At 57.1% G+C, this 14091-nt stretch carries 9 protein-coding genes; all 9 read right to left on the bottom strand.

All coding sequences use genetic code 11. The annotated features are described in order from the left end of the window. Positions 1-44: 44 nt before the first annotated feature. The 9 genes from FBR45_RS21045 to FBR45_RS21005 all read right to left on the bottom strand — a co-directional run bounded on the left by FBR45_RS21045 (position 45) and on the right by FBR45_RS21005 (position 13966). A complete protein-coding gene (locus tag FBR45_RS21045; RefSeq protein WP_138505987.1) occupies positions 45-1802 on the bottom strand; it encodes an amidohydrolase family protein in 1758 nt (585 codons plus the stop codon). Between the two features lie 71 nt (positions 1803-1873). Continuing rightward, a complete protein-coding gene (locus tag FBR45_RS21040) occupies positions 1874-3169 on the bottom strand; it encodes a serine hydrolase (RefSeq protein WP_138505985.1) in 1296 nt (431 codons plus the stop codon). Positions 3170-3187: 18 nt separating this feature from the next. Beyond that, positions 3188-3571: a DUF3037 domain-containing protein gene (locus tag FBR45_RS21035; RefSeq protein ID WP_138506163.1), complete on the bottom strand. Its 384-nt coding sequence runs from the start codon at positions 3569-3571 to the stop codon at positions 3188-3190. Next, entirely contained in the window at positions 3549-4346 is a 798-nt protein-coding gene (locus tag FBR45_RS21030; RefSeq protein WP_138505983.1) for a HipA family kinase, read from the bottom strand. Before FBR45_RS21030 ends, FBR45_RS21035 begins: the two co-directional genes overlap by 23 nt. 118 nt (positions 4347-4464) lie before the next feature. Then, on the bottom strand, positions 4465-5802 hold the full coding sequence (locus FBR45_RS21025; RefSeq protein WP_138505981.1) for a D-arabinono-1,4-lactone oxidase: 1338 nt from the start codon (positions 5800-5802) through the stop codon (positions 4465-4467). Positions 5803-5831: 29 nt separating this feature from the next. Continuing rightward, positions 5832-8021 carry an alpha-galactosidase gene (locus FBR45_RS21020; protein ID WP_138505979.1) on the bottom strand — a complete coding sequence of 730 codons (2190 nt, stop codon included), beginning with the start codon at positions 8019-8021 and terminating at the stop codon, positions 5832-5834. 115 nt (positions 8022-8136) lie between these two features. Next, positions 8137-9120 (bottom strand): helix-turn-helix domain-containing protein, encoded by a 984-nt coding sequence (locus FBR45_RS21015; RefSeq protein WP_138505977.1) that lies wholly within the window; start codon positions 9118-9120, stop codon positions 8137-8139. Positions 9121-9244: 124 nt separating this feature from the next. Then, positions 9245-10798: a hypothetical protein gene (locus FBR45_RS21010; RefSeq protein ID WP_138505975.1), complete on the bottom strand. Its 1554-nt coding sequence runs from the start codon at positions 10796-10798 to the stop codon at positions 9245-9247. A 306-nt stretch (positions 10799-11104) separates the two neighbouring features. Then, positions 11105-13966, bottom strand: a complete 2862-nt coding sequence (locus FBR45_RS21005) for a M16 family metallopeptidase (protein WP_138505973.1) — start codon at positions 13964-13966, stop codon at positions 11105-11107. Positions 13967-14091: the final 125 nt, after the last annotated feature.

The raw sequence follows: 14091 nt of genomic DNA, 5'->3' as shown, positions 1-14091 counted from the left end.
CGGCCGAACGATGAGCATTTCGACGAATCGGGCCGGGGTAACCGCTACTGGGTGAAATACACTTTTCGTATTTTTCCGTTTTCTATTTTGTAAATCGCCACCGCCTGAACCGGCGGTTTATCGGCCGCGAACGTTACCCGCTCGTGGTCAATGACGGTATTGCCGACCACCATCCGGTTCACCAGCTCGCAGTGCAGCAACGTCACCCGCTCGAACATGCCGCTGTATTGTTTGCGCATGGCTTCTTTTCCTTTCCCGATCAGTTTATCGGGCAGGTCATAGAGTTCGACATCGTCGGCATAGGGCTCCAGAAAGGCGTCGATGTTGCGGGCGTTGTAGGCGTTGAGCTGCCGCTGGGCCAGATCGGCGGGCGAGTCGGGCAGGAGCCGGGCGGGCGTGGTCACGTAGCCACGGTTGATAACGGTTTCGATACCCCGGACGGCGTCGATGCGCTCCAGCGGGTTCTGGGTCAGGATCAGCAGGCTGGCCTGTTTGCCTTCGGCAAGACTGCCAAACAGGGCCTCTTTCCCCAGGACACGGGCGCCGTTGATGGTGGCCGCTTTCAGCAGCTCGGCGTTCGACAGACCCGCAGCCTGCATGGCGTTGAGTTCGTCGATAAACGAGGTGCCATGAAAGGTACCGGGGTTACCCGCATCGGTGCCGACGACTACATTCAGGCCAGCAGCCTGCACGTTTTTCAGGTTGATGCGTTTGATCGAGTCGATCCGGGCCAGCCGCGCTTTGTAGGCAGGTCCGTTGAAAAACGTACCGTAGCGCTGGCGCATGTCGGGTTCGGGAATATGCCGAAAATCAGTCAGGCTACCCAGCACGTAGGGATTTGCCTGGGCAAACTCATAGGCCGTAGGTGTTTTATCATCGGCGAAAAACCGGCCGGTGCCCCGGTTCACCACCATGGTTGGGCCGAAGCTGACGTTGTTTTTTTTCATCAGCCCAATCAGCTCATCGTCCATGATACCGTCTTCGGGGCTATGCACCAGAAAATCGGCCCCGTACTTTACCCCCAGTTTGGCGGCTAGCAGCTCCTGCGTATGGATGGCGAGCTTCAGGCCGTGTTTATGGGTCTCGTCAATGGCGGCCTGTACCACCGGAATCAGCGCTTCGCCCGGTTTTCCCGCCCCCCGGATCAAAAACCAGATTTTGATGAAGTCGGGTTTGTAGGGCAGCTGCTTCCGAACCAGCTCGCGGGCCTCCTCGGGCGTACTGGCTTTCAGAATCGGCGAATCCTCGATGTTGAAGGCGGGGGGCTGGTAGGTAGATACGAGCGGCCCCGTCAGCAGAATGGTCGGGCTGGTGTATTGTTTGTTGAAACGGTCGCGATACGGGTACTGGTAGAGCGGTCCGCCAATGTCGATAACGGTGGTGATGCCACAGGCCAGATACCGGCGCAGCAGGTCGCCCATGTTGTCGCGCAGCCACTGGCGTTCGGTCTCGTAAGGCCGGTATTTGGTGAGGTTAATGCCATCGGGACGGGTGTACAGCCCGCCCGACTGAAACAGGTGGATGTGGCTGTCGACCAGGCCGGGCAGCAGCCATTTGCCTTTGGCCTCGATAACCGTAGCGCCGGGCGGAACGGGCAGGTTTTTACCGATTTTCCGGATTGTTTCGTTCTCGATCAGTACGCTGACGTTTTCGCGGACTCTGCCGGTTTCAACGTCGATCAGGTTACCGCCCACGATGACGACCGGCTGTTTGGGCAGGGCAGCGCTATCGGCACTCACGGACTGGCTACGGCCGATCGATGCCGTACAACACAGAGCAAGAAACAGGTAGAGAAACTTCATGGGCGTAACGGACGCGGATGAACGGTGCGCCCGATCTACCAAAGATAGCCAGTTTGCCGACTCCTGATGCCTTAGTTGTCAACATCCTTCACCAACGGTCGACTATCGGCCTGCTGCCGTTCGTAATTGACCCGAAAGCGGCTTAGATCGGGCTTGTACGCCCGTTTGCGGTTCAGTTCGTACTGATAAATGGTCTGGCCAAGCTGGTACAGAAACGGATTGCCAACGGTATCGTACTCGTATTTATCGTCGTTCAGAATGCCGTCGCGGTTGACGTACACGGTTGCCGACAGCATAAACTCGACCCTGTTGGTGAAATCGACCACGTACGACGCATCGGTCAGAAAGCCATAGGCCCACCCTACTTTGTTGAACACCCGAACGCCCAGCGGCATCTGGTGGTGCAGACTATCCATGAAGAAAAATTTGACATAACTGTCATAGTACTGCTTCGGATCGTACTTGGGGTAGTTGGTCTCACCCGGATACTGCGACAGGTACTGGTACAGGAAGCGGTAATCAGATTCGGTCAGGTTGAACCGCTGCGACTGTGGCACCGATGCCGGAAACAGGACCGACTGAAGCAGGCGCTGGAGGGTTTCGAGCGGCAGCTTGTTGCGGGTGGTAAAATCGAACGGCTGTCGCACCAGGCTGTCGCGCACCATGTACCCGCTCCCGAGGGTATCGATCCGGCGGGCGTCGAAAGGATCGGGGTTGTAGGCGGCCGGTTGGGTATAGATGGTCTTGCCGTCGGCAGACAGAAACCGAACCGGATTGGTATGGCGGTTCTGCTCGGGCGTCATCCGCACAAACCGGTGCGTAATGCGCGTGTCGAGGTAGCCCCGGGCGTGCATCGATCGATTGATGGCCTGCTGCCCCACAAACTCGTACATACGGCTGTAGGGATCGTTTTCGCTCACCAGCAACGCTTTTTTGATCAGATGTGCCACCGACGGATACCCGCTCTCGGCCGAGGGGTCGACCCAGTGGCGGGTTTGTCCGCTATAGGCGCTGTCGAACTGCATGGCCGTAAATTTGGTCAGGTCAGGTCGCTTCAGCGCGTTCAGCTTCTCCAGCGAGAGCAGCGCCAGCGGGAGTTTTACCGTCGAGGCCGGGTTAAAATAAGCCGTACTGTCGACCCGGTAGTAGTAATTGGTAAAGGTCGGCACGTTGGCCTTGTTGCGATTGATCTGGGTGTAAATAATCTGAAGCCGGTACCGGTCCGGATGGTCGATCACCTCCCGGAAGATCGGCTGCGGATTGGTGGCAAACAGGCGCGTCAGCAACGCATCGGTTCGCGCCTGCCCCGATCCGGGGGTCGATCGGAGCACGGTCAACGCAGCGAGTAGCAGGAAAAATAGTCGCATAGGCCGTAAAAATTCAGGTTACAGAACAAGCTGGGCAAACAGACGCGCCAGCGTATCGGCGGGATTGGCGCATAAACCGGGGTGAACGGGCGAGGTCTGCACAACGGTACTGCGGGCGGCTGCCAGCCACCGGAACCGGGCCGCTATCGGGAGCTGCCCGATGAGCCCGCCTTCTTTCCGGCCCGCACAGATGCGCTCAAACGTCTGGAGTCGCTCCTGGATCTCGGCCAGGTCCAGCTCGGCCGAAAATGCGCGGAGCCGGTCTTCTGGTACGGTATACATGGTTTGTAAGAATCCTCGGCCCGAACAATACAGGATAACACCTACATTCAGAAACTCTTCGCGCTCAACGCGGGGCACCACCCGGATTACGGCGTACTCAAACAAGTGCTTTTCTGGCATCATTCGCAGCGTTGACAACGGTTTGAGAATAGGTCAGCCGGGTTTCCAGAAAGTTGGCGTACACCGCCCGCCGTTCGTCGGCCGACTCGGTCGATGACTCGTCCGTAAGCCAGGCGTCGGGAACAAGGGCTACGATGGCCCGGATGCGGTCGGGTGTCAGCAACTGGCGAAAGTCGGCATCAACGGCCTCCAGCTCGGTGGCGCGGGGCAGCAGCACGTGGTCTTTGATGGGCGCAAACGGCCGGCGGGCCTGCTCGTCCCAGGGCTGGCCGCTATGGTGGAAATACAGCGACGCACCATGATCGATCAGCCAGAGTTCCTTGTGCCAGATGAGCATGTTGGTATTCCGAACCGTGCGGTCAACGTTGGTGATGAAGCAGTCGAGCCAGACGATCTGCGAGGCCAGCCGCGCATCGACGGTGGTGACGAGCGGGTCGAAGGTGATGGCTCCGGAGAGGTAATGCAGCCCCAGATTGAGGCCTTCGCTGGCCCGGAGCAGGTCCTGTATTTCTTCGTCGGGTTCGGTTCGCCCGAAAGCTTCGTCGAGCGTGGCCAACACGATTTCCGGGATACGCAGACCAAGCAGCCGCGCCAGTTCACCGGCAATCAGTTCGGCAATGAGGGCTTTGGCCCCCTGCCCCGCCCCACGAAATTTCAGTACGTACAGGAAGTCGTCGTCGGCCTCGACAATGGCGGGCAGCGAGCCGCCCTCGCGCAAAGGCGTCACGTAACGGACCACGTCGACGGTCCGGAGTTCAGGTTGATCAGCAGGCACAGCTACAAGCGTTGATGTCTGAATATAACCCCGCGCAGGTCGGAGTTTCCGGGAAATGTAGGGATTTTTCCAGACAAACCCCGGCGACAACCCCGTCCGGCCCACCCCGTCAATACCGTTATGCGCCGTAGATGTTCTGGGTCAGGAACGCATTGCGGAACTTACCCTGTGGGTCGTACTGCTGCAGCATCTGCCGAAAGTCGGCCATTTTTTCGTAGCGCGACGCCAGCGTGGCAGGGGCTATGGAGAACAGCTTACCCCAGTGCGGCCGGACACCGAACGGAGCGAGCTCATTCTCGATCATCGGCAGCACCTTCCGAACCGATGGCCAATCCTGCTTCCAGGTAAAATGAATGGCTACCGAGGGCTGTTTGTAACACGGACTCATCCATAAATCATCGGCGTCGATGGTGCGTAACTCCGAAATGAGCAGGTGCGGACTAATAGAATCGCGCAGCCGTTCTACCGCCAGAATGGCATCAACGGCCTGACGCCGGGGCACGAAATACTCCGACTGTAACTCTTTGCCGCTGCTGGGCGTGAACCCCATCCGAAAGTGCGGCATCCGTTCGTACCACGGCCCCACTACGCCCAGCTGCTCCGTACAGTTCTCGGCCGAAATTTCGGCAATGGGGTGCAGGTTCTTCGTAGCCAGCGTAGCGCTGAAGAAATTAGTGTCGGGGGTTTTGTCGTCGGTTCGCTGCTTGACCCAGACCTCGTTGAGCCGCTTCTTCTGCCAGTCGGTAAAGAGGCTAACGCTGTAGCCACTCGACATGATGGTATCGAAATGGTCGGCCATCTGCGCCAGGGGCAGGTTCTCGAATACATACTGCCGCATCTGAAAGGTCGGCTGTATATCGAGTGTAACCTTCGTAACCACGCCGAGGCCGCCCAGGTGAACAACGGCCGCCCGGAAGGCATCACCGTCTGTCTGGCGCGACAGGCTTCGCACCTCACCCGCAGCCGTTACAAACTCCAGCCCGGCCACCGCCGTGGAGAGGTTGCCGTTTTTTACGCCCGACCCGTGGGTAGCCGTGGCGGTAGCGCCCGCGATGGAAATATGCGGCAGCGACGCCAGGTTATGCAGCGCAAACCCCTGCCGATCCAGGTAGGGCGCCAGCTGGCCGTAGCGCATGGCCGCATCGACGGTTACTGTACGCGCGTTGGCATCGAGCGATACGACCTCGCTCATGGGCTCCAGCGACACTAGATTGTGCGTGCTGTCGGCAATGTTGTTGAAGCAATGGCGCGACCCCAGCACTTTCAGCTGCGGGTGTTTCCGGACCAGCTCCTGCACCTGCGCGACCGATTGGGCCGGGTACAGCCGATCCGTACTGTACTCCAGGTTGCCGGCCCAGTTTTTCAGTTTGTTCCTGGTAGTAAACTGCATAAGTGGCGATAGCGTTGGTGTGGCCAGCAGCGCAGATGATAGTTTAAGAAACGTTCGCTTTTTCATCGGGTAAGGGGTTGGGGAATAAGGTTACGCTAGCGGGCTTCGGCCAGCTCCAGCACGACGCTGGTTCGGCGGCTATCGACATTCGGGTTGAACCCAACCGTCATCAGGTAGTTGCCCGAGTAGACCGCGGGCTTGTCGTTGATGGCCGACCGGGTGCCCGGGTAGACGTTCAGCTCCTGAACCGTATAGTTCCGGGCCGGGTCGAGGCCCTGGAGCCGGATCGGAGCCACGCTGCCTGCTTTGTACCGGTCTTTGGTCAGGTAGGAGAACCAGACCGCCCGGTCGCGGGCTTCGGCTACGTACACCAGCGAGGCCACATCGCCCGCGTAGGGCGACGCGAGCCGGTACTGATCGCCCTGCCAGATCACGTTTTTAATGCGTTCGTAGGTTTTGAGCGCTTCCTGACTAAACTGTAATTCCTTTGCGTCCAGCTTGCTCACCACAATGTCATAGCCCAGTTTACCCATCATGGCCACGTCGGTGCGAAACTTGATCGGCTGCTTGCCCCAGTCCGTTACGTGATTGCAGGTGGCAATGGCGGGAAAAAAGTACGAGTAATTCCACTGGATGAAGACCCGCTCCAGCCCATCGGTGTTGTCGCTGGGCCAAAACTCGGTAAAGTACTTCAGCGCCCCGTAGTCGACCCGGCCGCCCCCGCCCGAGCAGAGCATCATGGGTAGCTTCGGGTATTTGGTCCGGAGCCGTTCCATTACCTTATATAAGCCCTGTACGTATTCGACATACAGATGCGACGGGTTGGGATTGGTGGCCGAGAAGGCGTTGTAGATGACGGCGTTGCAGTCCCACTTGATATAGCTCAGCGTTGGGTTCTTCGTCATTACCTCGTCAACGACGCCGTATACGAACTCCTGCACCTTCGGGTTGGTCAGGTCCAGCACGAGCTGGTTCCGGAAGTAGTATTCCTGGCGGTTGGGCAGTTTCAGCACCCAGTCGGGATGTTTTTCGTAAAGTTCACTCTTGGGGTTCACCATTTCCGGCTCCAGCCAGATACCGAATTTCACCCCGGCGTTCTCGGCTTCTTTGACCAGATAACCCAGCCCATGCGGCAGTTTTTTAACGTTCTCCTGCCAGTCGCCCAGGCCCGCGCGGTCGTCGTTGCGGGGGTATTTGTTGCCAAACCAGCCATCGTCGAGCAGAAACAGATCGACGCCCAGCCGTTTGCCGTCTTTGAAGAGAGCCGTCAGTTTCTCTTCGTTGAAATCGAAGTAGGTAGCCTCCCAGTTGTTGAGCAGCGTCAGCCGGTTGCCTTCGCCCTGCGGAATACGGTGTTTGCGGGCCCATCGGTGCAGGTTCCGGCTGGCGGTTCCTTTGCCCGTGATTGAGTAGGTAAAGAGAAAAGCGGGTGTCGTGAACTCCCGCCCGGGGGCCAGCGTGTAGGCCGACGCGTAGGGGTTGATACCGGCCGTCAGGCGCAGGTTATGCAGCGGGTCGACCTCGAACGCCAGCTGGTAGTTGCCCGACCAGGCCAGCGTACCGGCCAGCACCTCGCCCTGCTCTTCCTGCGCTGGCTGGTTCATCGACAGTAGAAACGACGGCGGCTGAAACAGATCGGCCCGGGCACCCAGCTTGGTATCCAGTACTTTGATGCCTTCGGTCAGCGGCACTTCGGACGGGTTCATCTCGTTGGCCCAGTCGCCGTGGAAGTGAGTCAGGTAATAGTGCTGAGCGGGTATGTACAGGTTGGCCGACGCATATTTATGCAGCGTTACGCTTTTCTTTTCCGTATGCCGGATGCTGGACCACTGTTCAATCACGTCTTCGTTCTGGTACGCTTTGTAATAAAGCGTCACCTCGAACGGGTACTGCGGATCTTTCAGGAATACGGTGGTCAGCACAATGCCGTCGCCAACTGATTTGGTTTCGTGGCGCAGGTACCGCAGATCGAGCGAGGGGTTGCCGTCGGCGTGGGTCACCTGAATGGCGGGTTCGAGCAGGTTACGACCACCGGCGGGGGTATAGGCGGAGTTATAGATGCCGGTATAGTCTTCGCCCCGCTTACTGTTGTTCGGTATCCGGGCGTACTCGTCGGGCCGGCTCAGCCGCTGACCCAGATGAACGATAGTAGGGTTTTTCTCTTTATCGACCCGGATAACGAAGGCCGTTTTTCGGGTTTCTACAGCAATATGAACCTCGCCGGTCTGGGGTTGGGCAATGGCTACCGACAGGCCGGCAATGATGAGCAGAAGAAATGTTCGCATGAAAGGTAGGGCTATGCATTGATACGGTAAATGTATCAAGAAACAGCCTAGCCACTATACGAATTAGTTCATAGTTTCGCTGAGCCAGCCCGCAAACCAAAGTACCAGGCGCTCGCTACTGTCCGAACCAGCGCGGAGTAGTTTCGGGTATCATAGCATCTTTGGCCACGCCAACCGGCCCGGCCCCCCCTTCTCCCATTACCGACTCGATCTGATACCCATACCGCTCAAGAACTTTGGCGATTCTGTTACCATCGGGATCATTGAGTTCAACCGTCAGTCGTGACGAATCACGATCGGTTTGTTCAAACTGGCTTCGGAGAATCTTTACGCCCTGGTTCTCGATTACGCGACCCAGCTCGGCCATCGAGTAGTCCTGCTCGGCGATGCGGATAACAAGCTTCGCTTTTTCGGCCAGGTGCGGCTTAGCAGGGATTGACTCTCCTCCCTCAAAATGAAAGCGGGCCTCTACCAGCCCTCGTTCGGAGATTCGGTAGCGCACCGAGCCACCCGATTGGTCAACTACGGCCAGTCCTTTTTTAACCAGTTCGCGCAGGTGATGATGAATATTTTTATCGGTTGTGGATTTCCCATCGGGCAGCAGCCGGTTTACTTCGCGCCATACGGTCTGGTAATCATAGGCCACGTAGCCGAATCCGCCATAGGCTATTGACTCGTACAGCACGCGCAGTACCGTTCGGCACACCTCATTACGAGATCCGAGCAGCATGGCGTTATAACTCCCGGTAGTCTGGGCCTGAAGGTATAGCGTCATCTGGGCACAGAGCACCCGCAGTTGTAAGCCAACCCGCTGCTTTATACTCATTTCGGGCAGACGTTTCATGTCGGGTTCGCGGAACAGGCTCTGCGACAGCGTCTGCAAAACATGGTTCACCTGGGTCGATTGCCCCCGGGCCGTCCAGTTCAGCAGTGCAATACCAATTTCATCGAAATAATGCTGATAAGCCTCTCTGGGCAGGGCTTTCAGATCACGGTCGTCGGCTTTGAACAGGGCGTTTGTAACACGCCCAATATCAGACGGCGTGTGCTTCATCAGTAACATGGCCTCATGAAGCACATTGGCTGTCGGTTGCGTCATATGTTTCGTTCTATTAGATGCTGGCTGGATTAATCACGCAAAAGTAGGGCAAATGTTTTGCCAAAGTTCATTTTCATTTGATCTTCGTTTGATAATAAGGTTTAAGTTATCGAACGGTCACTACTCAAATCAGGTTGAAAGGGGCTGTATTGTAGTAAAATGGCTTCAGATCGAGCTGCACAGGCACCAAACCGGAAGGCGGCAGCACCTGCCGGTGATTATCGGTTTGATCGAGCTGCCGGAAGTATACTTGGCTTTTCCGTTTCTTCAGGTTTTCGCGGTCGTTGGGCAAGCCCCAGAATATCACTTCGGTCTGGTTGTCGGTTTCAGCCACTACCTGCGTGGCATTCACGTAAAACCCGGCTGAGAGCGAGAAGCGTTTTGCCCCTCTGCGCCACTCCTGCAAAAACTCACCGCCCTTATTGTTCATCGACACAATGAACAGATAATCAGGCTCAACAGCGTTGTATCTGGCATAGAAGCCGGGCGTCAGAAAATCCTTGCAGATCAAAACGCCGACCAAACCAATGGGGAGGTTGAGTAGCAACAGCCCGTTATCCTTCGCGATATCCTCCCGGATGTAATAGACCGCCTGGTTGAGCAGATCATGCTCGCTGGCGTAGGCCCGTATGGCTTCATGACCGGGCATGGGCGGGGCTTTTGCATCGACCGGCGTACTAAACTGTTCGTGTTTGCGGTAGGTAAACTCCGTAATCTGCCCGAAGTGGTCGACAAGCCAGACAGCGGCTTCGTTATAGGCAACCGACTCCTGATCCGTCCCTGATCCGTCGGTCTCGTTGTCGATATGGAAGCTGCCCGCTATAATAACCGATAAACTGGCCAGCCCTTCAGTCTGCCCCCGTTCCAGCAGATAATCTTTCAGCACCTGCCGTCCATTCAGACAAACCGACAACTCGGGCAAACAAAGGATATGCACACCGGTGTTGATGGCCCAGTCGATGCAGGTACGAAGCTCGTCCGTATAGGTATCAGACGGCCTTACGTCTACCGATCGGAAGCCAATCTGGGGCGTATCGATACCTACGTTCCCCAATTGTTTGGTGGCTTTAAAATAAGTCCGGGCGGCTCCTGACAAAGCCGCCAGCCCGATAACGGGTGCTGTGCCGTTCAGCTTCTGCATACTGGGCGGATGTATCGCCCCATCAATAATATCCCGTTCGAGATCAATAACTCCACTGGTAATCAGATGCACCCGGCGGTAGAGCCGCTCGGCATCCAGCGGGATTCGTTCGTCAGCCGCCGGTACGTCTCCCAAGAGGGGTCTGACCCCAATCATCAGGGTTCCACTACGCGTTCTGACCAGCATACGCTTACCGGCGTTGCGTTTTTCCATGGCAAGCAGTTCGCTTTCCAGGACGTCGAAAAACGCATCCAGAGCCTCCAGTCGCTGTGGTCCGGCGGCAGGAACGCCGAGCTGGTCCCATACCGCTACCAGACGATGGACAAGCGCGTACAGGGCGATACTATCCTGGCGGGTTGTTGAGGGATCAGGTTCTGGCTCAGCCCCGTAGTAGAGCTGCTTTATCCTGGACTGCCACCGGTGTTTTCGCTGAAAATCGAGCGGTGGCTGACCCGCGTCCAACTGCATTCGCTCCAGTAATAATTCAGCTATTTTTTCAAGAAATGGTGGTTGATCGACGCGTACATTCGTTTTCATTGGTGCAGAGATAACCCGGTAAAGTTTGCAGTTTACAAACAAACCCGAGTAATGACCACAAGCCGCGGCTAACTATTTTACTATAAGGCGCATAGCCTGCCCGTCAGAACCGAAACTGTCAGAAAAACATCCACCAGCATCGCAGCCGGCCGGCGCGGGTAATTACGGCCCGGAAGAAGATAGACGGGTATCACCGGCAGGTAAGGCTGCCCCTATCCACCAAACAGGACCTCCCCAGGCAACCGCTACACCCGGAATTAAAAAGGCCCGCTCTGGTAGCGGGCCTTTTTCAGATCAACTAGCTGCTTACTGCTTCTTTTCGGGCAGGAGCACAAAGCGGGCGTAGTTGCTGCTCAGGTACTGATTGGCAGCTGCTTTTGTACTTTCGACGGTGACCTTGTTGAGCTGCTCGTTTTCGCGCAGGATTTCGGTGGGGTCGTCGTTGTTGTAGTACTGCGTTTGCAGGTAGCCGAGCCAGAACTGGTTGTCTTTGAGCTGCACCTCGGTTTCGCGCCGGGTTTCGGCTTTGAACTTGGCAATGTCGGCCGGAACGGCTCCTTTTTGCTTAAGATCGTTGATCAGCTCCTGTGTTTTGGCAATCAGCTTCTCTACGTTTTCGGGCGCACAGCCAAAACTGATCCGGAAGGTGTAACGCGGCACGGGGTATCGGCTGTAGCCAGCCCCCGCCCCCACGCCGTATACGCCACTCTCCTCTTCGCGCAGTTTTTCGGTCAGCTTGATCTCCAGCACCTCGGCCAGGGCGTCGAGCTGCGTCGTGGTTTCCGGCGACCAGGTCAGGTCTCCGCTATAGACCAGCTGAACGCTGGCTTTGGGGTCAAGGCCGCGGTACACGGTTTTGCTGATCGGGCCCGCCGGAATCCGGATGCCGAGGTCTTTGAACTTCTCCGTTGCGCTGGTAGCCGGTAAGCCGCCAAGGTATTTCTCGATGAGCGGCTTCAGAGTCTCTTCCCTGAAGTTGCCGACAAAATAGAACGTAAAGTCACCGGCATTGGCAAAGCGCTCCTGGTAGATTTTCAGCGCCCGGTCCAGATCGATCTGGTCGAGGTCGGCCGGTTTGAGCGGCTGTCGGCGTGGGTTGTTAGCCCCCAGCGTGACCGACACCGTATCCTGAAACACCCGCGCCGGGGTTGGCGTACTGATCTGATTTTGCAGGGCGCTGCGCTGGTTAGAGAGGAAACCGGCCACTACCTCGGGGTCTTTACGGGGCTGGGTAAAATAGCTATATACGAGCTGGAGGGCCGTTTCGAGGTCTTTGGGAGCCGCGCTGCCGTTGATGCCTTCGCTCAGCTCGCCCACGTACGGAAAAGCGCTGGCCTGCTTCCCCGACAGAAATTTACCCAGCTGCACCTGGCTGTAGGCACCCGTACCGCCCAGGCTGGCCAGCGTACTCGAAAACCGCGCCGACTGGTAGTCTTTGAGATCATAAAGCGACGTACCGCCAAAGCTGGTACCGGCAAACAGGATCTGATCGTTTTTGAAGTTGGTCGGCTTCAGCACCACCCGCACGCCATTACGCAGTGTCCATTCGGTTACGCCAATTTCTTTGATCTCGCGGGCGTTGGCTACCGGCGAGGGGGTCGGGGGCGTTGGCACCAGGGGCGCGTCGAGGGTTTTGTCTTCATAGGCGGTCAGGTTCTTGCCCGTATCGTCGACGTAGCTGATGATCTGGGCCACCGTGGGCAGCTTGTCTTTGTCTTTTTCGGGCGCCATTACGATAACGGCCCGGTTCTCGTTGCGGATAAACTGATCGACGAGGGCGTTTACTTCCTGAAGCGTGATACCAGCCTGCTGCTTTTTCAGGAAATCGAAATAGAACTCGATGCTGGTATACGGTTCCTTGTTGGTGAAGTTCTGTACGTATTCGTTCACGAAACTGGCCGAGCGGGTTTTGTCACGCTCGCTATAACTCTGCTCCACGTTCGTGTAGAATTCCTGCTTAGCGCGGGCCAGCTCGGTTGGGGTAAAGCCAAACTGTTTTACCCGGGCGTTCTCGTCGAGTACGGCCCGGATGGCCCGCTCAACGTTGCCTTCTTTCGCGACGGCAATGGACGTAAAGGCGTCGATATTACCTATAAAATCGCTGTAGTTGCTGTATCCTCCCAGAAACGGCGGGTTCGACTGCTGGGTCAGCTCCTGAATCCGGTTGCCCAGCATGGTGTTGAACAGGCCTCGCTTAATGCTCTCGCGCAGGTCGTTGAGGGTACGCTCCTTGATTTCGGGTCGTTTGTAAATCACTTGAACCACCGTATTGGGCTGCTCGGGGTCAGTCACAATGACCACTTTGGTGTCCTTGTGGGGCGGCACGTCGTATTCGGTACGCGGTTTCGGCGATTTTACGGCCGGAATCCGGCCAAACTTTTCCCGAATCATGGCTTCGACTTCCGTTGGGTTGAAATCGCCCACGGCAATGACCGCCATCAGATCGGGCCGGTACCAGTCTTTATAAAACTGCCGCAGCACGTCGGGCTTAAAGGTGGTCAGCACCTCTTCGGTACCGATCGGCAGGCGGCTGGCGTACCGGGAGTTGTTGAGCAATATCGGAAAGTATTTATCGCGCAGGCGCTGGCCAGCCCCGCGACCCAGCCGTCGTTCTTCCAGAATAACCCCCCGCTCTTTCTCTACCTCGGCCGGGTCGATGGTAACGTTATGCGCCCAGTCTTCCAGAATCTGAAACGCCCGCTCAAACAGCCGCGCCGAATCGGTCGGTACGGGCAGCTGATAAACCGTTTCGTCGAATCCCGTATAGGCGTTCAGGTCGGCCCCAAACCGAACCCCCGCCGATTGCAGGAAATTAACCAGCTCGTTTTTAGGGAAGTTTTTGGTGCCGTTAAAGGCCATGTGCTCCATGAAGTGGGCCAGGCCCTGCTGGTTATCCGTTTCCAGCACCGAGCCCGCCCGGATCACCAGCCGCAGCTCGGCCCGGTTTTTGGGTTCGGCATTCTTGCGGATGTAATAAGTCAGTCCGTTGGGCAACCGGCCCACTTTCACCCCCGGATCGATCGGAATCGGGCTGTTGAGCGAGACGCCACCCGCTGGTCCCGGTACTGACCGGGGTGTTTTCTTGGATTGTGGGGGTTTTACCGGCGATTGCGCCAGCACCAGGGTTGCGCTGAGCAGCAAACTCAGGCATAAGGAAGCACGTACCATTCGGTCGTTGATGGTTAGTTAGGGGGTTTGTAACGCCATGTGGATGAATAACGATACAGGCCGACGAAACGTTTATCGCGCCGAATCAACCACCGGCCTGCCACCGCAGACGCCCATATCGATAG

The organism is Spirosoma lacussanchae (genome assembly GCF_005870035.1).
In the GTDB taxonomy this organism is placed as follows: domain Bacteria; phylum Bacteroidota; class Bacteroidia; order Cytophagales; family Spirosomataceae; genus Spirosoma; species Spirosoma lacussanchae.
The sequence above is the reverse complement of the archived record's forward strand: the minus strand, read 5'-3'. Positions and strand labels throughout refer to the sequence as shown.

What these genes read in the sequence shown, in the direction of transcription:
- FBR45_RS21040 (WP_138505985.1), bottom strand. Translation starts at nt 3,169, where the DNA reads ATGCGACTATTTTTCCTGCTACTCGCTGCGTTGACCGTGCTCCGATCG.
- FBR45_RS21035 (WP_138506163.1), bottom strand. Translation starts at nt 3,571, where the DNA reads ATGCCAGAAAAGCACTTGTTTGAGTACGCCGTAATCCGGGTGGTGCCC.
- FBR45_RS21045 (WP_138505987.1), bottom strand. Translation starts at nt 1,802, where the DNA reads ATGAAGTTTCTCTACCTGTTTCTTGCTCTGTGTTGTACGGCATCGATC.
- FBR45_RS21010 (WP_138505975.1), bottom strand. Translation starts at nt 10,798, where the DNA reads ATGAAAACGAATGTACGCGTCGATCAACCACCATTTCTTGAAAAAATA.
- FBR45_RS21015 (WP_138505977.1), bottom strand. Translation starts at nt 9,120, where the DNA reads ATGACGCAACCGACAGCCAATGTGCTTCATGAGGCCATGTTACTGATG.
- FBR45_RS21025 (WP_138505981.1), bottom strand. Translation starts at nt 5,802, where the DNA reads ATGAAAAAGCGAACGTTTCTTAAACTATCATCTGCGCTGCTGGCCACA.
- FBR45_RS21005 (WP_138505973.1), bottom strand. Translation starts at nt 13,966, where the DNA reads ATGGTACGTGCTTCCTTATGCCTGAGTTTGCTGCTCAGCGCAACCCTG.
- FBR45_RS21020 (WP_138505979.1), bottom strand. Translation starts at nt 8,021, where the DNA reads ATGCGAACATTTCTTCTGCTCATCATTGCCGGCCTGTCGGTAGCCATT.